At 68.8% G+C, this 18,254-nt stretch carries 16 protein-coding genes; 6 read left to right on the forward strand and 10 right to left on the reverse strand.

The features are described 5' to 3' along the window. The gene (locus PQV94_RS04900) at nucleotides 1-1,539 is read left to right on the forward strand and encodes an APC family permease (protein WP_274287670.1); all 1,539 of its coding nucleotides are present in this window, start codon (nucleotides 1-3) and stop codon (nucleotides 1,537-1,539) included. A gap of 14 nt (nucleotides 1,540-1,553) precedes the next feature. After that, nucleotides 1,554-2,795, forward strand: coding sequence for a saccharopine dehydrogenase family protein (locus tag PQV94_RS04905; protein ID WP_274287671.1), 1,242 nt, complete (start codon nucleotides 1,554-1,556; stop codon nucleotides 2,793-2,795). Here the strand turns inward: PQV94_RS04905 and PQV94_RS04910 are convergent. Continuing rightward, nucleotides 2,776-3,765 carry an asparaginase gene (locus PQV94_RS04910; RefSeq protein WP_274287672.1) on the reverse strand — a complete coding sequence of 330 codons (990 nt, stop codon included), beginning with the start codon at nucleotides 3,763-3,765 and terminating at the stop codon, nucleotides 2,776-2,778. The two genes, PQV94_RS04905 and PQV94_RS04910, sit on opposite strands and share 20 nt — an antisense overlap. Before the next feature lie 47 nt (nucleotides 3,766-3,812). On the opposite strand from PQV94_RS04910, the gene PQV94_RS04915 reads away from it, so the two are divergent. Further along, entirely contained in the window at nucleotides 3,813-4,286 is a 474-nt protein-coding gene (locus PQV94_RS04915) for an OsmC family protein (RefSeq protein ID WP_274287673.1), read from the forward strand. Between the two features lie 67 nt (nucleotides 4,287-4,353). Here PQV94_RS04915 and glpK read toward each other — a convergent pair whose 3' ends face one another. From glpK to PQV94_RS04930, 3 genes are all read right to left on the reverse strand, one after another. Next, the gene (gene glpK / locus PQV94_RS04920; protein WP_274287674.1) at nucleotides 4,354-5,865 is read right to left on the reverse strand and encodes a glycerol kinase GlpK; all 1,512 of its coding nucleotides are present in this window, start codon (nucleotides 5,863-5,865) and stop codon (nucleotides 4,354-4,356) included. 84 nt (nucleotides 5,866-5,949) lie between these two features. Next, nucleotides 5,950-6,708, reverse strand: a complete 759-nt coding sequence (locus PQV94_RS04925) for an MIP/aquaporin family protein (RefSeq protein ID WP_274287675.1) — start codon at nucleotides 6,706-6,708, stop codon at nucleotides 5,950-5,952. 120 nt (nucleotides 6,709-6,828) lie between these two features. Continuing rightward, on the reverse strand, nucleotides 6,829-8,538 hold the full coding sequence (locus PQV94_RS04930) for a glycerol-3-phosphate dehydrogenase/oxidase (RefSeq protein WP_274287676.1): 1,710 nt from the start codon (nucleotides 8,536-8,538) through the stop codon (nucleotides 6,829-6,831). A 114-nt stretch (nucleotides 8,539-8,652) separates the two neighbouring features. Between PQV94_RS04930 and PQV94_RS04935 the strand changes: the two genes are divergently transcribed. Then, a complete protein-coding gene (locus PQV94_RS04935) occupies nucleotides 8,653-9,687 on the forward strand; it encodes a sugar-binding transcriptional regulator (protein WP_274287677.1) in 1,035 nt (344 codons plus the stop codon). Here the strand turns inward: PQV94_RS04935 and dhaM are convergent. The 4 genes from dhaM to PQV94_RS04955 all read right to left on the reverse strand — a co-directional run bounded on the left by dhaM (nucleotide 9,630) and on the right by PQV94_RS04955 (nucleotide 12,890). Next, nucleotides 9,630-10,364, reverse strand: a complete 735-nt coding sequence (gene dhaM / locus PQV94_RS04940; RefSeq protein WP_274287678.1) for a dihydroxyacetone kinase phosphoryl donor subunit DhaM — start codon at nucleotides 10,362-10,364, stop codon at nucleotides 9,630-9,632. The genes PQV94_RS04935 and dhaM overlap by 58 nt on opposite strands. After that, nucleotides 10,361-10,999, reverse strand: a complete 639-nt coding sequence (gene dhaL / locus PQV94_RS04945) for a dihydroxyacetone kinase subunit DhaL (protein ID WP_274287679.1) — start codon at nucleotides 10,997-10,999, stop codon at nucleotides 10,361-10,363. The genes dhaM and dhaL overlap by 4 nt, the downstream gene beginning before the upstream one ends. A 7-nt stretch (nucleotides 11,000-11,006) precedes the next feature. Next, nucleotides 11,007-12,002, reverse strand: a complete 996-nt coding sequence (dhaK, locus tag PQV94_RS04950) for a dihydroxyacetone kinase subunit DhaK (protein WP_274287680.1) — start codon at nucleotides 12,000-12,002, stop codon at nucleotides 11,007-11,009. Between the two features lie 96 nt (nucleotides 12,003-12,098). Continuing rightward, nucleotides 12,099-12,890 (reverse strand): lysophospholipid acyltransferase family protein, encoded by a 792-nt coding sequence (locus PQV94_RS04955; protein ID WP_443192708.1) that lies wholly within the window; start codon nucleotides 12,888-12,890, stop codon nucleotides 12,099-12,101. 122 nt (nucleotides 12,891-13,012) lie between these two features. On the opposite strand from PQV94_RS04955, the gene PQV94_RS04960 reads away from it, so the two are divergent. Both PQV94_RS04960 and dxr read left to right on the forward strand, forming a co-directional pair. Then, on the forward strand, nucleotides 13,013-13,957 hold the full coding sequence (locus PQV94_RS04960; RefSeq protein ID WP_274287681.1) for an FKBP-type peptidyl-prolyl cis-trans isomerase: 945 nt from the start codon (nucleotides 13,013-13,015) through the stop codon (nucleotides 13,955-13,957). Between the two features lie 4 nt (nucleotides 13,958-13,961). Continuing rightward, nucleotides 13,962-15,050 (forward strand): 1-deoxy-D-xylulose-5-phosphate reductoisomerase, encoded by a 1,089-nt coding sequence (gene dxr / locus PQV94_RS04965; RefSeq protein ID WP_274287682.1) that lies wholly within the window; start codon nucleotides 13,962-13,964, stop codon nucleotides 15,048-15,050. Here the strand turns inward: dxr and pflA are convergent. Continuing rightward, nucleotides 15,044-15,946: a pyruvate formate-lyase-activating protein gene (gene pflA / locus PQV94_RS04970; RefSeq protein WP_274287683.1), complete on the reverse strand. Its 903-nt coding sequence runs from the start codon at nucleotides 15,944-15,946 to the stop codon at nucleotides 15,044-15,046. The genes dxr and pflA overlap by 7 nt on opposite strands. Nucleotides 15,947-15,953: 7 nt before the next feature. Beyond that, complete coding sequence (gene pflB / locus PQV94_RS04975; RefSeq protein ID WP_274287684.1) at nucleotides 15,954-18,230, reverse strand: formate C-acetyltransferase; 2,277 nt, start codon at nucleotides 18,228-18,230, stop codon at nucleotides 15,954-15,956. Between the last annotated feature and the right edge of the window lie 24 nt (nucleotides 18,231-18,254).

An 18,254-nucleotide genomic window follows, 5' to 3' on the forward strand; every position in this document is an offset into this window, starting at 1 on the left:
ATGACAACCACCCCCATCCACCTGCAGCGCCCGGACGGGAAGGGGCTCGCGGCGGGGACGCTGGGGCTCTGGGGCTCGACCGTCATCGGGCTCGCGTCCACGGCGCCGGTGTACTCGCTCGTGGCCACGCTCGGTTTCGTCGTGCTCGCGGTGGGGGCCCAGGCGCCCATCGCCTTCATCATCGCCTTCATCCCGATGCTGTTCATCGCCTTCGCGTACCGCGAGCTGAACCGGGCGGTCCCCGACTGCGGGACGACCTTCACCTGGGGCACCAAGGCGTTCGGTCCGTGGGTGGGCTGGATGGGCGGATGGGGTGTGGCTGTCGCCGGGATGGTGGTGCTCGCCAACCTCGCCCAGATCGCCTCGATCTACTTCTGGGCGCTGTTCGGCCTCGAGTTCGAGAACAACGACTGGCGGATCCTGCTGGTCGCGGTGGCGTTCATCGCCGCGATGACCTGGGTGAGTTGGCGCGGCGTCGAGATCGGCGAACGCATCCAGAACATCCTGCTCGCGATCCAGTACCTCGCGCTCGCGATCTTCGTGGTGGCGGCGCTCTGGCAGTTCTTCGGAGGCACGGCACCCAACCCGACGCCGTTCGACATCTCGTGGCTCAACCCCTTCGGGTTCGCCGACTGGAGCGGATTCACGGAGGCGGTGCTGCTGGCCCTGTTCATCTACTGGGGATGGGACACCTGTCTGGCCCTGAACGAGGAGACCAAGGACCCCAAGCGCACGCCCGGCCGCGCGGCGCTGTTGACCACGGTCATCCTGCTCGTGACCTACGTCTCGGTGACGATCGCGGCCATGATGTACGCGGGCCTGGGCGAGGACGGAGTGGGGCTGGGCAACGAGAGCAACGCCGACGACTTCTTCCTCGCCATCAAGGACGGACTGCTCGGCCCCTTCGGATGGGTGCTCGTCGTCGCCGTCCTCATCTCCGCCGTGTCGTCGACCCAGACCACCATTCTGCCGACCGCGCGCGGCACCCTCGCGATGGGGGTCTACCGCGCGCTTCCCGCACGGTTCAAGGACGTGCACCCGGTCTACCGGACACCGTCGTTCTCGACGCTCGTGATGGGGGTGGTCGCGGTCGTGTACTACGTGGGGATGTCGCTCATCAGCGACAACATCCTCCAGGACTCGATCCTTTCCCTCGGCCTCGCGATCGCGTTCTATTACGCCATCACCGGGTACGCCTGCGTCTGGTACTTCCGGCGAGAGCTCTTCCGCTCGACGGGTGCGTTCGTGGTCAAGGGGCTCCTGCCGCTGCTGGGCGCCCTGATGCTGACCTATGCGTTCATCCAATCCGCGATCGACATGTGGGACGTGGACTACGGCTACACGGTTCTGTTCGGCATCGGCGGCACCTTCGTCATCGGAATCGGCTCGCTCGCCGTCGGCGTCGTGCTGATGTTCGTGTGGTTCCTCTTCCCGCGGTCGAAGAGGTTCTTCCGGGGCGAGAGCCTCAACCGCGACACCGAGGTCCTCGTCCCGGACGAAGGCGACTACGGACGCTCGGTCGACGGCGGCCTGATCTGAGACAGGAGAACAGCATGCGCATCCTCATCATCGGCGCCGGCGGCGTCGGCTCGGCCGCGGCCCGCATCGCCGTCCGCCGCGACTTCTTCGAAGCCGTGGTGATCGCGGACTACGATCCCGGCAGGCCCCAGGCGCTCGTCGCCGAACTCGGCGACCCCCGCTTCAGCGCCGCCCAGGTGGACGCCTCGGATGCGGGATCGGTCGCGGCCCTCGTGCGTGAGAGCGGCGCCACTCACGTGCTGAACGCGGTGGACCCCCGCTTCGTGATGCCGATCTTCACCGGTGTCTTCGACGCCGGTGCCACGTATCTCGACATGGCGATGAGCCTGTCGAAACCGCATCCGGAGAAGCCCTACGAGCTGCCGGGTGTGAAGCTCGGCGACGAGCAGTTCGCCGCCGCCGAGAAGTGGCGCGAAGCGGGCAGGCTGGCGCTGGTCGGCATCGGGGTGGAGCCCGGGCTGTCGGACGTGTTCGCCCGTTACGCCCAGGACGAGCTGTTCGACGAGATCGACGAACTCGGCGTGCGCGATGGGGCGAACCTCGTCGTCGACGGCTACGACTTCGCGCCGTCCTTCTCGATCTGGACCACGATCGAAGAGTGCCTGAACCCACCCGTGATCTACGAGAGGGATCGCGGGTGGTACACGACGGCTCCGTTCTCGGAGCCGGAAGTGTTCGACTTCCCGGAGGGGATCGGTCCGGTCGAGTGCGTCAACGTGGAGCATGAGGAAGTGCTGCTCATGCCGCGTTGGACGAATGCGAAGCGCGTGACGTTCAAGTACGGGCTGGGGGACGAGTTCATTCAGGTGCTGCAGGTCCTGCACAAGACGGGACTCGACCGCACCGAGCCGGTGAGCGTGAAGGGTATCCAGGTGTCTCCCCGCGATGTCGTGGCGGCGGCGCTTCCCGACCCGGCGACTCTCGGCGACCGCATGACAGGCAAGACGTGCGCGGGCGTGTGGGTTCGCGGTACGGGAAAGGACGGCCGGCCCCGATCGACGTACCTGTACCACGTCGCGGACAATGAGCAGACGATGCGCCAGGACAACTCGCAGGCCGTCGTCTGGCAGACCGCGATCAATCCCGTCATCGCACTCGAGCTGCTGGCGCGCGGGGAATGGGCGGGAGAGGGCGTGCTCGGTCCGGAGGCTTTCGACGCCAGGCCGTTCCTCGACCTGCTGGCGGAGCCTGCCCCCGCGGGCTACGGCTCCCCGTGGGGAATGGTGGAGAAGGAGATCACACCGTCGGACGGATGACGCCCACGATCGCTTCGCCGCCGTGAACGGCGAGGGAGAGGTCGCGGCGCGCCGCGTCGGCCTCCGACGTCGTGAGCGCGCCCGCGCGTTCGAGCAGGCGCAGGCCCACCGTCGCCGTGGCGCGGGATGAGCCGTCCAGCATCTTGACGGCAACCGTGGTCCCGTCCGGGGCCACCATGACCACCAGTCCCTCGGCGCCGGTCTTCGTGAACACCCCCGTGCGTTCGATGATCACGGTGTCCGGCCGTCCAGGGCCGTCGATCGTCCACGGATGATCGCGGACGGCGGCCATGAGCGTCGCAGCGCTGCGGTGCAGGGCGAAGGGGGAGCGCTCCGAGGAGGTCCCCATGCGGTGCAGGGCGCGCGCGAGGCCGGTGAGTGTCAGCGCGGGAACGGGAGCCCCGCATCCGTCGACCGCCATGGCCTGCGGGCGTTCGCCGGTCAGGCGCTCCACGACTTCACGGATGTGCTGCTGCAGGGGGTGTGTCGGATCCAGGTAGCCCTCAGTGTCCCAGCCCGTCGTCCGGCACGCGAGCAGCATCGCCGCGTGCTTGCCGGAGCAGTTCATCCGGATGCGGGACGGCGCCGCGTGATCGCGCACCATCTCGTCCCGAGTGGTCGAGTCGGAGGGCCAAGCCGGCGGGCACCCGAGGTCGTCCTCGGTGCAGCCTGCATCCTCCAGGATCGAGCGTACGACGGCGACGTGACGCTCGGTGCCGGCGTGGCTGGCCGTGGCGAGGCCGAGCCGCTCGCCCTCGAGCGCCGCGCCCGCGGTCACGCAGGCGAGCGCCTGCAGCGGCTTGAGAGTCGAGCGCGGCAGGACGGCGGATGCGGGATCGCCATGAGCGGCGAGCACGGTGCCATCGGGGGAGAGGACCACGGCGGAGCCGGTGTGGCGGGACTCGACGAACCCACTGCGCTCCACGACGGCGAGCTCGACGGCGGCTGTGGCGGAGAACGTCTCGGGCATCCTCTCAGCGTAGTCGGCACCCGCATCCGCCATGACAGACTGTGCCCATGCCTGGCACCCACAACTACCGTCTGAGCGCGCTCTGGACCGGCAACCGCGGCACCGGAACGAGCGGCTACCGCGACTACGACCGCGACGTCACTCTGACGATCGACGGCAAGCCGGAGTTGCTGGGCTCCGCCGACAAGCCGTTCCGAGGCGACCCGGAGCGCTGGAACCCGGAGGACATGCTGCTGGCTGCCCTCAGCCAGTGCCATCTGCTGTCGTACCTGCACGCGTGCGTCGTCGCCGGTGTCGTCGTCGTCTCATATGAGGATGCGGCCGAGGGCACGATGGTCGACGACGGGTCGGGAGCGGGTCGCTTCACCGATGTGCTGCTGAAGCCGCGCGTGGTCGTGGCCGACGCATCGATGATCCCGGCCGCCGAGGCAGCGCACGCCACCGCCCACGAGTGGTGCTTCATCGCGAATTCGGTGAACTTCCCCGTGCGACATCAGGCGCAGGTCACCGCAGCCGCCTGAGTGCCGGACGGAACGACGAGACGCCCCGCGGGTTCGCCACCCGCGGGGCGTCTCGTCGTTCAGACGATCAGCGCACGTCGTCGTCGACCCAGTCCATGGACTTGGTGACGGCCTTCTTCCACAGGCGCAGCTGACGGTCGCGCTCCTCGGGGTCCATGTTCGGCTCCCAGCGCTTGTCCTCCTGCCAGTTGGCGCGCAGGTCGTCGAGGTTGTCCCAGAAGCCGACGGCCAGGCCCGCGGCGTATGCAGCGCCCAGAGCCGTGGTCTCGGCGACGACCGGTCGAACGACGGGCACGCCCAGGATGTCGGCCTGGAACTGCATGAGCGCGTCGTTCGCCGTCATGCCGCCGTCGACCTTCAGCTCGGTGAGATCGACGCCGGAATCGGCGTTGACCGCGTCGAGCACCTCGCGCGACTGGAAAGCGGTCGCCTCGAGTGCGGCACGGGCGATGTGGCCCTTGTTGACGTAGCGCGTCATGCCGACGATGGCGCCGCGGGCATCCGGACGCCAGTACGGGGCGAACAGACCCGAGAACGCCGGCACGAAGTACACACCGCCGTTGTCCTCGACGCTCTCGGCGAGCTTCTCGACCTCAGGCGCCGACGAGATGATGCCGAGCTGGTCGCGCAGCCACTGGATGAGGGATCCGGTGACGGCGATCGAGCCTTCGAGGGCGTAGTGTGCCGGGCCGTCGCCGAGCTTGTAGCCCAGGGTCGTCAGCAGACCGTTCTTGGAGCGGACGATCTCCTCGCCCGTCTGGAAGATGAGGAAGTTGCCGGTGCCGTACGTGTTCTTGCTCTCACCCGGGTCGTACGCCGCCTGGCCGAAGGTCGCGGCCTGCTGGTCGCCGAGGATGCCGGCGACCGGGGTCTCGCGCAGCAGCGACGACGACTCGGCGTTGCCGTAGACCTCGGACGAGGAGCGGATCTCCGGCATCATCGAGCGCGGCACTCCGAAGTCGGCGAGGATGTCGTCGCGCCACTGCAGCGTCTCGAGGTCCATGAACAGCGTGCGGCTGGCGTTGGTGACGTCCGTCGCGTGCACGCCGCCGTCGATACCGCCGGTGAGGTTCCAGAGCACCCACGTGTCGGTCGTGCCGAAGAGGAGGTCGCCCGCCTCCGCCTTCTCGCGCGCGCCCTCGACGTTCTCGAGGATCCACACGATCTTGGTGCCGGAGAAGTAGGTCGCCAGGGGCAGGCCGACGATGTCCTTGTAGCGGTCGGTGTCACCGTCGGCCAGACGATCGACGATCGACTGCGTGCGGGTGTCCTGCCAGACGATGGCGTTGTAGACGGGCTTTCCGGTGTTCTTGTCCCAGACCACCGCGGTCTCGCGCTGGTTGGTGATACCGATCGCGGCGATGTCGTGACGCGTGATGTCGGCACGGCTCAGGGCGAGGCCGATGACCTCCTGGGTGTTGCGCCAGATCTCGGCGGGGTCGTGCTCGACCCAGCCCGCCTTCGGGAAGATCTGCTCGTGCTCCTTCTGCCCGACGGAGATCACGCTTCCCTTGCGGTCGAAGATCATCGCGCGCGTCGAGGTGGTTCCCTGGTCGATGGCGAGGACGTAGTCAGCCATTGGATGGACTTCCTTGTCTGTTGGTTCGGATGGTGGGGAGGTGGGCGACGCGCGGCGGCGCCGCCCACCCGGGAGTGGATGGGATCAGGCGGCGACGAAGCCCAGCAGGACAGGGGCGAGCAGACCGGCGAGCGTGCCTCCGATGAGCGGGCCGACGACCGGGACCCACGAGTAGGACCAGTCGCTGGAGCCCTTGCCCTTGATGGGCAGGATGGCGTGGGCGATGCGCGGACCCAGGTCACGGGCCGGGTTGATGGCGTATCCGGTCGGGCCACCGAGGGAGGCGCCGATGCCGACCACGAGCAGGGCGACCGGCACGGCGGCGAGGCCACCGAGGCCACCGGGGACGCCGATGTCGGCGACACCGTAGTCACGGAACCCGAAGATCACGAACACCAGCACGAAGGTGGCGATGATCTCCGTCATGAGGTTCCAGCCGTACGAGCGGATCGCGGGGCCCGTGGAGAAGACGCCGAGCTTGTTCGCCGGATCGGGCTCGTCGTCGAAGTGCTGCTTGTAGGCGACCCAGCACAGCACGGCACCGATGATGGCGCCCAGCATCTGGGCGAGCACGGCGATCCCGAACTGGGTGACGCTGATGTCGCCGTGCACGAGAAGACCGATGGATACGGCCGGGTTCAGCTGCGCACCGGAGTACGCCGAGACGATGACACCGGCGAAGACCGCGAGGCCCCAGCCCCAGTTGACGAGGAGGAATCCGCCGCCGTTGCCCTTCGTCTTCGCGAGAGCGACGTTTGCAACCACACCGCAACCGAGCAACAGCAGCATCGCCGTTCCCACGGTCTCGGAGAGGAAGTACAAACCGAGATTGACTTCGTTCATGTCTACATTGACCTTTCAGTGAAGCCCGCCTGTCGCCCCTTCGTGCGGCGGGTTATCGGGTTGCTCCGAAACTAGAGCCGGTGTGCGGGCGCGCACCAGAGGACGCGCCCGCACGTTCTCTCAGGACGCCAGACGACCGCCCTCGGCGAGGTCGATACGGTGGTCGTCCCGAAGGATCTGAGTGGCGTGAGCGATCTCCTCGTTCACCCGTGCGTCGTCCCATCCGAGCGGTTCGGCGATCGCCTCCGCGGCCTCCTGCAGGGTGGCCGAGCTCAACCCGCCGACGAAGGCGATGTCGGTGCGACGCAGCAGCAGATCGATGAGGTGCACGACCTGCTCCGTACGTGCGAGGTAGGCCAGTTCCTCGCGGAAGTAGCCGTGTGCGTGCTCGAGCTCGGTCGGCTGTGCCGGGAGGTCGGCGAGCACGGCTTCGGCACGCGTGCCGTAACGATCCAGCAGGCTGAGCACGAGGGATGCGGAGTGGCGTCCGCTGCGCTCGGCGACCCACGCGCGGCGAGCCTCGGGAGTCATCGGATAGCCCTTGCCGCCGCCGATCGCGAGACCCTGCGTGCTCACGCGGTGCGTGCGGCCGAGCTTCTCGAGAGCGCGGGTGCTGAGGTGCTCCGCGAGTGCGCGGAAGGTCGTCCACTTGCCGCCGACGAGGCTGAGGGTGGGCGTCTTGCCCAGGGTGCCGTCGACGATCCGGTAGTCGCGGGAGACAAAACCCGGAGCCGTGTCGTCGTGACGCGGCAACGGGCGGATGCCGGAGAAGGTGTAGACGATCTGAGACCGGTTGACCTCGATCGTCGGGAAGACGTGGCGCACGAGGTCGAAGAAATACTGGATCTCGTCGTCCGTGCAGGTGACCTTCTTGGAGGGGTCGGCGTCGATGTCGGTGGTGCCGACGAGCACGCGTCCCTTGAGGGGGTAGATCAGCACGATGCGCCCGTCGGAGTGCTCGAAGAAGATCTCCCGCCCGCGGGTGGCCGCCAGCAGCTCAGGGTTGTCGAGCACGATGTGCGAGCCCTTGGTGCCGCCCATGTAGCGGGTCGGCGTTCCGAGCGCGGCGTTGGTGAGGTCGGTCCACGGCCCCGACGTGTTCAGGACGACCTTGGCCGCCACGGAGAACTCGGTGCCGGTGACCTCGTCGCGAAGCAGCACGCCGTTCTCATCCGCGCCGATCGCCGTCACGTAGTTCGCGGCCATCGCCGAGCCGTCCTCGAGGCCGTCCGAGAGGACGTCCAGAGCGAGGCGCTCGGGATCGTGCATGGAGGCGTCGTAGTACGTCGCCGTGTAGGCGAGCCCCTCGTTCATCTTCGGGAAGTCGGCGAGCGACTTCTTCTTGCCCACGAACCGGTGGCGCGGGACGGAGCCGCCGTCGCGCGAGAACGTGTCGTAGATCACGAGGCCGATCTTGATCAGCAGAGCACCACGCTCGTTGGGCTTGCCGCGTCCGTGCGTGACCAGCAGCCGGAAGGGCGCGGACAGGATTCCCGAGAAGGTCTTGAAGATCGGGATCGTGGTCGGCAGCGGCCGAACGTAGTGGGGTGCGGTCTTCAGGAGCGCGTTGCGCTCGGTGACCGCCTCCTTGACGAGACGGAACTCGCCGTTCTCGAGGTAGCGCACGCCGCCGTGCACCATGTGGCTGGAGGCGCTCGACGCGCCGGAGACGAAGTCTCCACGCTCGACCAGGGCGGCCTTCACGCCCTGGAGGGAGAGGTCGCGGAGCGTGGCGATGCCGTTGATCCCGCCGCCCACGATGAGAACGTCGAGATCCTGAGCGTCGCGGATCTGTGCGACCTGCGGCCGCAGCGAGGGGGAGAGCGACATGTCGTCGTCGACCTTTCGTATCGATGGATCCTTCGCAGGTTGCATGGAAGTGGGACATCGTCGCAAGTTCTCTGCACAAACGTGCAGAATGGTGTAACGGGCGAAGGGATGATCATGGCGGAGGCCGGGTCGATGAAGGTGCGCGACGCGTTGCGCGCGGCACAGCTGTACTACCTGCAGGACCTCACGATGGAGGCGATCGCGCGCGAGATGCACACCTCGCGCTCCTCCGTCTCCCGGCTGATCTCCCATGCCCGCGACACGGGCCTGGTGTCGATCTCGGTGCACTCTCCGCTCGCGGCGCGCAGCCAGATCGAAGAGCGACTGGCCGAGAGGTTCGGGATCACGGTGCACATCGTCCCCACCACGAGTCACATCGGCGAGGCGGAGCGTCTCGATCGCACCGCGTTGTCGGCGGCGCGCATCCTGAGCGAGCACGTCGACTCCTCGATGACGGTCGGCATCGCGTGGGGATCGACGCTGTCGGCCATCGCTCGTCACCTGCCGACGAAGCGCACGCACGACACGCACGTGGTACAGATGAACGGCGCGGCCAACGGGCATACCTTCGGCGTCCCGTACGCCGGCGAGATCCTGTCGCGATTCGGCGCCGCGTGGTCGGCCTCGGTGCACCATTTCCCGGTGCCGGCGCTCTTCGACGAGGCGGCGACGAAGGAGGCGATGTGGCGGGAGAGGTCGGTTCGCGCTGTGCTGCAGATGCAGCGCCGCGTCGGTCTCTTCGTGTTCGGGCTCGGATCGCCCCGCGCTGCCGTCCCCTCGCACGTGTACTCGGGCGACTACTTCGACCAGCGCGATCTGGCACTCATCGAGCAGGAGGGTGTCGTCGGCGACTGCGCGACGATGTTCTACCGCATCGACGGATCCTCCGACATCCCGTCGTTGAACCTCCGCTCCAGCGGCCCCGATCTCGACGACGTGCGCCGCATTCCGCGGCGCTTCTGCGTCATGTCGGGTCTATCGAAGATCGACGCGCTGCAGGGCGCCCTCGCGGCCGGGCTCATCACCGATCTCGTGCTCGAGGAAACCGTCGCCCGCAGGCTCATGAGCCTCTCGCGCACGAGCACGCGAGGTCAGACCTCCCCGAAGCCGTCTTCGACCAGGGCGCGCAGCGCGTCGATCGCCGGCTGAGCCTCCCGCCCGCGCGCTCGGACGCGTACGCGCGCGCCGCGTCCGATGCCCAGTGCGATGAGCGCGAGCAGGCTCGCCGCGGAGACCGGGCCGGAGCCCTGGTCGACGTTCTCGATCTCCACGAGCGCGTCGAACTTCGCCGCCGTCTTCACGAACGTCGCCGCGGGTCGCGCGTGCAGACCCGAGGGGTTGACGATGACCGCCTCGAAGGATGCCTCGTCGCCGCCGGACGCCGGCTCGGGGGCAGGCGGCGGCGCCGGTGCCGACTCGACGGACCCCGCCTCCAGATGGCGCGCCTTCTGCGCGTACGCAGCGCCTAGCTCCGCCTGGATGCTCGCCCAGTCGGCGCCCGTCGCGGCGAGCACGACGGCCGCCACGAGGCCTTCCACGAACGGCGCGGAGCTCAGATGGACGCGGTCCGGCTGCTCGACGAACTCCAGCGCCATCTCGGCGCTCAGCACCGCGGAACCGAGGTCCATCAGCACGACGACGTCCTCGGAGGCATCGAGGCGGTCGATGGATGCGGCGATCGCCGCCGCATCCGTGCCGAACCCGCCGTCCGCGGAACCCGCCGCGACCTCGATCGGGGGAGGGCTCTCGGCGACCATCTGGGTGGCGAGCGCCACGGCAGCCTCGGCGAGCGGTCGGCTGTGGGAGACGACGACGAAACCGATCATGCGGCGGTCACCGCATCCCGCAGCGTCGTGAACAGCAGCGCGGTCGATGTGGCGCCAGGATCCTGATGGCCCGCGCTGCGCTCCCCGAGGTAGCTCGCGCGACCCTTGCGCGCCACGAGCGGGATGGTGGCGTCGCGGCCGGCGTCAGCCGCATCGGTCGCGGCGGCGGCCGCTGCCGCGAGATCGGAGCCCGCGGCCACCGCCTCCTCCCACGCGTCGACGGCGGGGAGCATCGCGTCGAGCATCGTCTTGTCCCCGGGTTCGGCCTTGCCGCGGGTGCGTACGCCCTCGGCACCGGCACGCAGCGCCGAGCCGAGGGCGGCGGCGTCCAGCTCGACGGTGGCACCCGCGGCGCCCCCGAGACGGAGGAAGAACGTGCCGTACAGCGGCCCGCTCGCCCCGCCGACGGTCGAGACCAGCGTCATCCCCACGGTCTTGAACAGCGCCGCCGCATCCGTCGGCGGCGTCGCGGTCACCGCCGCGACGACCGCCTCCATACCGCGCGCCATGTTCGACCCGTGATCCGCGTCGCCGATCACGGAGTCGAGCTCGGTGAGCTCGGCCTGGTGCTGGACGATCTGATCGCGGAAGCCGGAGATCCAGGCGGTCAGTGTCTCGAGGGTGGCTACGGTCATCGCGCGCTCACGCTCCCCAGCGCAGGCCCGGCGTGACCACGGGGGCATCCCAGAGGCGCACGAGCTCGTCGTCGGCACGCACGACTGTCAGCGACGCGCCCGCCATGTCGAGGCTCGTGATGTAGTCGCCGACCAGCACACGGCGCACCTCGAAGCCCGCATCCGACAACAGCGGCGCGATCTCCCCGTACAGGAGGTACTGCTCGATGAGGGGAGTCGCCCCGAGTCCCGACAGCAGCACGATCGCGTCGCCGCGCGCGTCGCCGAAGTCGTGCACGATCGGGTCGACGAGCATGCGGGCGATCTCGTGGGCGGTGGCGAGGGGCACACGCGAACGTCCCGGTTCGCCGTGGATTCCGATGCCCACCTCCATCTCGTCTTCCGGCAGGTCGAACGTGGGCTTGCCCGCCGCCGGCACGGTGCAGCTGGTGAGGGCGACGCCCATGGACCTCCCGCTTTCGCTGACACGGGTGGCAAGGGCGGCGAGAGCGTCGAGGTCCATGCCCTCCTCGGCCGCCGCGCCCACGATCTTCTCGAGCACGACCGTCGTCCCCACGCCGCGTCGACCCGCCGTCCACGTGGAGTCCTGCACTGCGACGTCGTCGGCGACGACCACGGACTCGACGCGCACCCCCTCTGCGGCGGCGAGTTCCGCCGCCATCTCGAAGTTCAGGACGTCGCCGGTGTAGTTCTTCACGATGTGCAGGACGCCGGCACCGGAGTCCGCGCCGACGGTGGCCGCAAGGATCTGGTCGGGAGTGGGGGAGGTGAAGACCTCGCCCGCGCAGGCCGCGTCGAGCATCCCCGTACCCACGAACCCGCCGTGCATGGGTTCATGGCCGGAGCCGCCGCCGGAGACGAGCGCGACCTTGCCGGGGCGCGTGGCCTCGCCGCGGAAGATGACGCGGTTGGTGGAATCGACGCGCAGTTCGGGATGTGCGAGTCGGATGCCGGTCAGAGCATCGGAGAGTACCTGGGTCGGGTCGTTGATGAATTTCTTCACGGATGCCTCCTCATTGTGGCTTCGCAGACGCTCCGAATCTCCACCCGGTGGGGCTGAGCGTCAAGTGCCGAAAGCCGTGAATGAGAAAGTGTGCCGTCAGAGACGCTCGTGCGGCAGGACCCGCTTGATCCGTTCGATGGCGCCGTGCGCGGGCACCTCGTTGTATGTGCCGGCCAGTTCCTGCTCCGAGAGAGCGTGGATCGCGGCCATGAGCTCGTCGGTCGCCGCGCGGCGCGCGCGCCCGGAGCTGGCGGGACCGTGGGCCGAGAGGTCGAGCGGCTCGCCGAAACGGATCGTGACCCGCGGCTTCGTGCGGGGGAACTTCGCGCCCACCGGCATGGCCTCGTTGGTGCCGATGAGGCCTACCGGGACCACGGGCGCGCCGGTCTGGAGAGCGAGGAAGGCGACGCCGGTGCGTCCCTTGTAGAGCCTGCCGTCGAGTGAGCGCGTGCCCTCCGGATACAGCGCGATGGCCTTGCCGGCCTCCAGCATCCGCTTCTGCTGGTCGAGCGCATCGAGCGCCGCCTGTCCCGCACCGCGCTCGACGGGGTTGGCCCCGAGGCCCAGGAAGATCTGCCGGGAGAGCCAACCCTTGAGCCCCGGCCCGTCGAAGTAGCTCGACTTCGCCAGGAACTGCACCGGGCGAGGCGCGGCCATGGGAATGGCGAAGGAGTCGATGAACGAGAGGTGGTTCGCGGCGAAGATGACCGGACCCGTCCGCGGCACATGCTGACGGCCTTCGATGCGCGGCCGGTAAGCGACACGCGCCAGAGGCGCCAGTACGCGGCGCCCGAGGAAGTAGGCGAAGCCGACATCCGTCACCGGCTTGGATTCGGATGCGCGCGGATCGGGGACGTTCTCCGCGTCGCGGCTCTGCGCATCTGTCACTGTAAGAGGCTACTGCGGATTCCATTCCTTCCGGCGCATGAGGCCGCGCCGGACGCTCTCAGCGAGGGCATGGGCGGATGCGGGATGATGGGTGCGCCCCGCACCGATTCATGGAGGTTCCCGTGCGCCGTCCGCTCTACATCCTGTCCGCACTCGCGGTCAGCGCCGTCGCGCTCGCCGGATGCTCCGCCGCATCCTCACCCGACGCGACCTCCACGCCCGCCGCGAGCGCGGCAGCCGATCTCTGCGCGGATGTCGCCTCCCCGGGCGCCGCCTCCGACGCGGTGACCGTGTCGGGCGAGGTCGGACAGCAGCCGACCGCGACCTTCACGGCTCCGTTGGACATCTCCGACGTCGAGCGCACGGTGGTCACCGAGGGCACCGGCACCCCCGTCGCCGCGGGCGACTACGTCACCTACGCCCTTTCGGCGTTCGATGCCGCCACGGGGCAGCTGCAGGGCTCTGTGGGCTATGACGGCACCCCCGTGCAGCCGCAGCCGATCGCCGCGGAGAGCGTGCTCGGCAAGGTCCTGGGCTGCGCCACCCCCGGCACCCGTGTCGTGGCGACCCTTCCCGCGAGCAGCAACAGCGCCGCACAGGTGTTCGTCGTGGATCTCATCTCCTCGACGCCTGAGGCCGCATGGTGCCAGGCGGAGCCGTTCTCGGGCGACAAGCCCGCGGTGACCTTCACCGACGACAAGCCCACGATCACGATTCCCGCCTCCGCCCCCGAGGACGGCGTGCGCGTCGACGTGCTCAAGGAGGGCGACGGCGACACCGTCGGTGCCGGCGACACGGTCGAGGTCAACTACGCAGGTGTGAAGTGGTCGGATGGCTCGACGTTCGACTCGAGCTACGACCGCGGCCAGACCGCGAGCTTCTCCACCGATGGCGTGGTCGTCGGCTTCAAGCGCGCGCTGGAAGGACAGAAGGTCGGTTCGCAGGTGCTGGTGTCGATGTCGCCCTCGTGCGGCTACGGCGAAGCGGGCTCCTCGCAGCAGCAGCTGGCGGGCGAGACGCTCGTCTTCGTGATCGACATCGTCTCCACGAAACCGACCGAGGGCTGATCCCGTGCGGCGCGTCGTCGTCCTCGGCTCCACTGGGTCGATCGGCACCCAGGCGCTGGAGGTGATCCGCAACAACCCGGATCGCTTCCGCGTCGTGGGGCTGGCGGCGGGCACGGATGCAGCGGGACTCGCGGTCCAGGCGGCCGAGTTCGGCGTCGCCGACACCGCGCTCGGCGCGGTCGAGGCCGAGGCGCTCGTGCGCGGCGTCGACGCCGATGTCGTCCTCAACGGCATCACGGGCTCGGTCGGGCTCGGTCCGACCCTCGCCGCTCTCGAGGAGGGACGCACGCTCGCGCTCGCCAACAAGGAGTCGCTGATCGTCGGGGGCGAGCTGGTGACCGCCCTCGCCGATCCCGGACAGATCGTTCCGGTGGATTCCGAGCATTCGGCGATCGCGCAGGCACTGCGCTCGGGAAAGCCCTCCGAGGTGCGCCGACTGGTGCTCACCGCATCCGGAGGACCGTTTCGCGGACGCACCCGTGAGCAGCTGGCAGCCGCGACCCCGGCCGAGGCGCTCGCCCACCCGACGTGGGACATGGGACGCGTGGTGACCACCAATTCAGCGACGCTCGTGAACAAGGGGCTCGAGGTCATCGAGGCGCATCTTCTCTTCGGCGTTGCCTACGCCGACATCGACGTCGTGGTGCATCCGCAGTCGATCGTGCACTCGATGGTCGAGTTCGTGGACGGATCCACTATCGCGCAGGCCTCGCCGCCGGACATGCGCCTGCCGATCTCGCTGGGGCTCGACTGGCCGCACCGCGTGAGCGGCGTCGGTGCGCCGCTCGATTTCACCCGCGCGTCCTCCTGGACGTTCGAGCCGCTCGACGAGGAGGCGTTCCCGGCGGTCGCGCTCGCCAAGAGCGTGGGTGAGGCGGGGCGCACGTACCCTGCGGTATTCAACGCGGCCAACGAGCAGGCAGTGGACGCGTTCCACGAGGGACGGATCGGCTTCCTGGACATCGTCGACATCGTCCGCCGTGTCGTCGACACGCACGAGGCCCCCGCGACACTGAGTCGCGAGGGCCTGGCGGATGCCGAGAGCTGGGCGCGCCGTGCTGCGGATGCGGCCGTGGCGGCGTCCGCTCAGTAGACCGTCAGTCCTTCCGCGGCGAACTGCCCGCGCACCCGCTCGATGAGCTCCTTCTCCGGTGCGGGAGTGTCTTCGAGCGGGTAGGTGCGCCCCAGCTCGTGCCACTTGTCGCGACCCATCTGGTGAAACGGCAGGACCTCGACGCGCGTGACGGTGCCGGGCGTGATCTCGTTCAGAGATGCGGCGTACCGCGCGACAGCGGCGACGTTGTCCACATCGTCGGTGAGACCGGGCACCAGGACGAATCGCACCCACACCTCGACGTCGCCGCGCCGCGCGAGGCGCTCGCCGAACTCGAGGGTCGGTTCGAGCTCCCGGCCCGTGACACGGCGATACGTGTCCGCGTCGCCGGACTTCACATCCAGCAGGACCAGGTCGGTGTCGGCGAGCAGCTCGTCGGACGCGTGCGCTCCCAGATAGCCGGAGGTGTCGAGCGCCGTGTGGATCCCCATCTCCTTGGCGCCGCGGATCAACCGGGCGGCGAACGCGGGCTGCATCAGAACCTCGCCCCCGGAGATCGTGAGACCGCCTCCGGTGGCGCGGAAGACGCCGAGGTAGCGGCGGAGGCGTTCCAGCACCGCATCCGCGGTGACGGGGACCCCGTCCTTCATGGCGAACGTGTCAGGGTTCTGGCAGTACAGGCACCGCAGCGGGCAGCCGTTGAGGAACAGGGTCAGGCGCGTTCCGGGGCCGTCGACCGCCGTCACCAGCTCCCAGGAGTGCACCGACCCGAGCTCGCCGGAGCGCATCGCTGCGAGGCGACCCGCGCGATCGATGTCGGCGACTTCGAGGCCGTGGAGGCCGGCACCACCGCGACGGGTGGTGCCGGCCTCCACGACCGGAGCATCGAGCTGCACCGCGTCCCGGGGGAGCGGAGTGCCCAGCAGCACGGTCATGAGTGACTCACATCCCCCCGTGGAAGGTGCGGGACAGCACATCGAGCTGCTGTTCGCGCGTCAGCCGCACGAAGTTCACGGCGTAGCCGGACACGCGGATGGTCAGCTGCGGGTAGGCCTCGGGGTTCTCCATGGCATCCAGAAGCGTCTCGCGGTTCAGCACGTTGACGTTCATGTGATAGCCGTTGGAGCTGAAGTAGGCATCCAGCAGGCCCGCCAGATTGCGCGAGCGCTCGTCGGCGGTGCGGCCGAGGCCGGCCGGCACGATCGTGTTGGTCAGCGAGATCCCGTCCTGAGCCTCGGTGTAGGGCACCTTCGCGACCGAGAGCGCCGAGGCCAGCATCCCGTGGGTGTCGCGTCCGTTCATCGGGTTGGCGCCCGGCGCGAACGGCTCACCCGCCCGGCGGCCGTCGGGGGTGTTGCCCGTGGCCTTGCCGTAGACCACGTTCGAGGTGATCGTCAGCACGGACTGCGTCGGCAGTGCGTTGCGGTACATCGGGTGACGGCGAAGCTTCGCCATGAACCGTTCGACGAGCTCCACGGCAATGGCGTCGGCGCGGTCGTCGTCGTTGCCGTAGGCGGGGAAGACGCCTTCGGTGCGGTAGTCGACGACGATGCCGCGCTCGTCGCGGATCGGCGTCACAGTGGCGTACTTGATGGCGGACAGGGAGTCTGCCGCGACCGAGAGGCCGGCGATGCCGAAAGCCATCGTGCGCAGCACGTCCTTGTCGTGAAGCGCCATCTCGAGCCGCTCGTACGCGTACTTGTCGTGCGACCAGTGGATGCAGTTGAGAGCCTCCACGTAGGTCGCGGCGAGCCAGTCCATCATCCGGTCGAAGCGTGCGTCGACGTCGGCGTAGTCGAGGGGGCCGTCTCCGACGGGCGTCTCCTCGGGGGCGATCTGCTCGCCCGTGACCTCGTCACGTCCGCCGTTGATCGCGTACAGCAGGGTCTTGGCGAGGTTCACGCGTGCGCCGAAGAACTGCATCTGCTTGCCGACCCGCATCGGGGACACGCAGCAGGCGATGGCCGCGTCGTCGCCCCACTGGGTGCGGATGAGGTCATCCGACTCGTACTGAACGGCCGAGGTGTCGATCGAGACCTGCGCGCAGAAGTTCTTGAACCCCTCTGGCAGCTGCTCGCTCCAGAACACGGTCATGTTGGGCTCGGGAGCGGGACCCAGGTTGTAGAGCGTCTGCAGGTAGCGGAACGAGGTGCGCGTCACGAGCGGACGTCCGTCCTCGCCGACGCCTCCGATCGTCTCGGTGACCCAGGTCGGGTCGCCGGAGAACAGCTGGTCGTACTCGGGGGTGCGAAGGAACCGCACGATGCGCAGCTTGATCACGAAGTCGTCGATGATCTCCTGCGCTTCGCTCTCGGTAAGCACTCCCCGCTCGAGGTCGCGCTGGACGAACACGTCGAGGAAGGTCGAGGTGCGACCGAGCGACATCGCTGCGCCGTTCTGCTCCTTGACCGAACCGAGGTAGGCGAAGTAGAGCCACTGGACGGCCTCGCGGGCGGTCGTAGCGGGGCCGGAGATGTCGTAGCCGTAGGAGGCCGCCATCTGCTTCAGCTCGCCCAGGGCGCGGATCTGCTCGGCGTGCTCCTCGCGGGCGCGGACGATGTCCTCCGAGAACGGCGTCGTGTCCAGGCCCAGCTTGTCGAGCTTCTTCGCGGCGATGAGGGCGTCGACGCCGTAGAGCGCGACGCGGCGGTAGTCGCCGATGATGCGGCCGCGGCCGTAGGCATCGGGCAGACCCGTGATGATGTGGGAGCGGCGGGCAGCGCGCACCGCGGGGGAGTACACGTCGAAGACGCCCTCGTTGTGGGTCTTGCGGTACTGCGTGTAGATGGCCTTCAGCGTCTCGTCGACCTCGTAGCCGTAGGTCTTCAGAGCGCCCTCGACCATCCGCCATCCGCCGTTCGGCATGATGGCGCGCTTGAGCGGCGCGTCGGTCTGCAGGCCGACGATCAGTTCATCGTCCTTGGCGATGTACCCGGGCTGGTGGGCCGTGATCGCGGCGGGCGTGTAGGGGTCGACGTCGTAGACGCCGCGCTCGCGCTCCTCGGGGAACATGGCGGCGAGCGTGTTCCACACCCGCGTCGTGCGCTGGGTGGGGCCCGCGAGGAACGAGCCGTCGCCGGTGTACGGGGTGTAGTTGCGCTGGATGAAGTCGCGCACGTCGATGCCGTCCTGCCACGGGCCGGCCGTGAAGCCGTCCCAGGCCTGGGGCTGGGCGTCCTGCGCGTCGCGGGATACTCCTGCGGGGGTGACGATGCTCATGATGTCGCTTCCTTGTCCTCGTGG

The organism is Microbacterium sp. Clip185 (assembly GCF_028743715.1).
Taxonomy (GTDB): domain Bacteria; phylum Actinomycetota; class Actinomycetes; order Actinomycetales; family Microbacteriaceae; genus Microbacterium.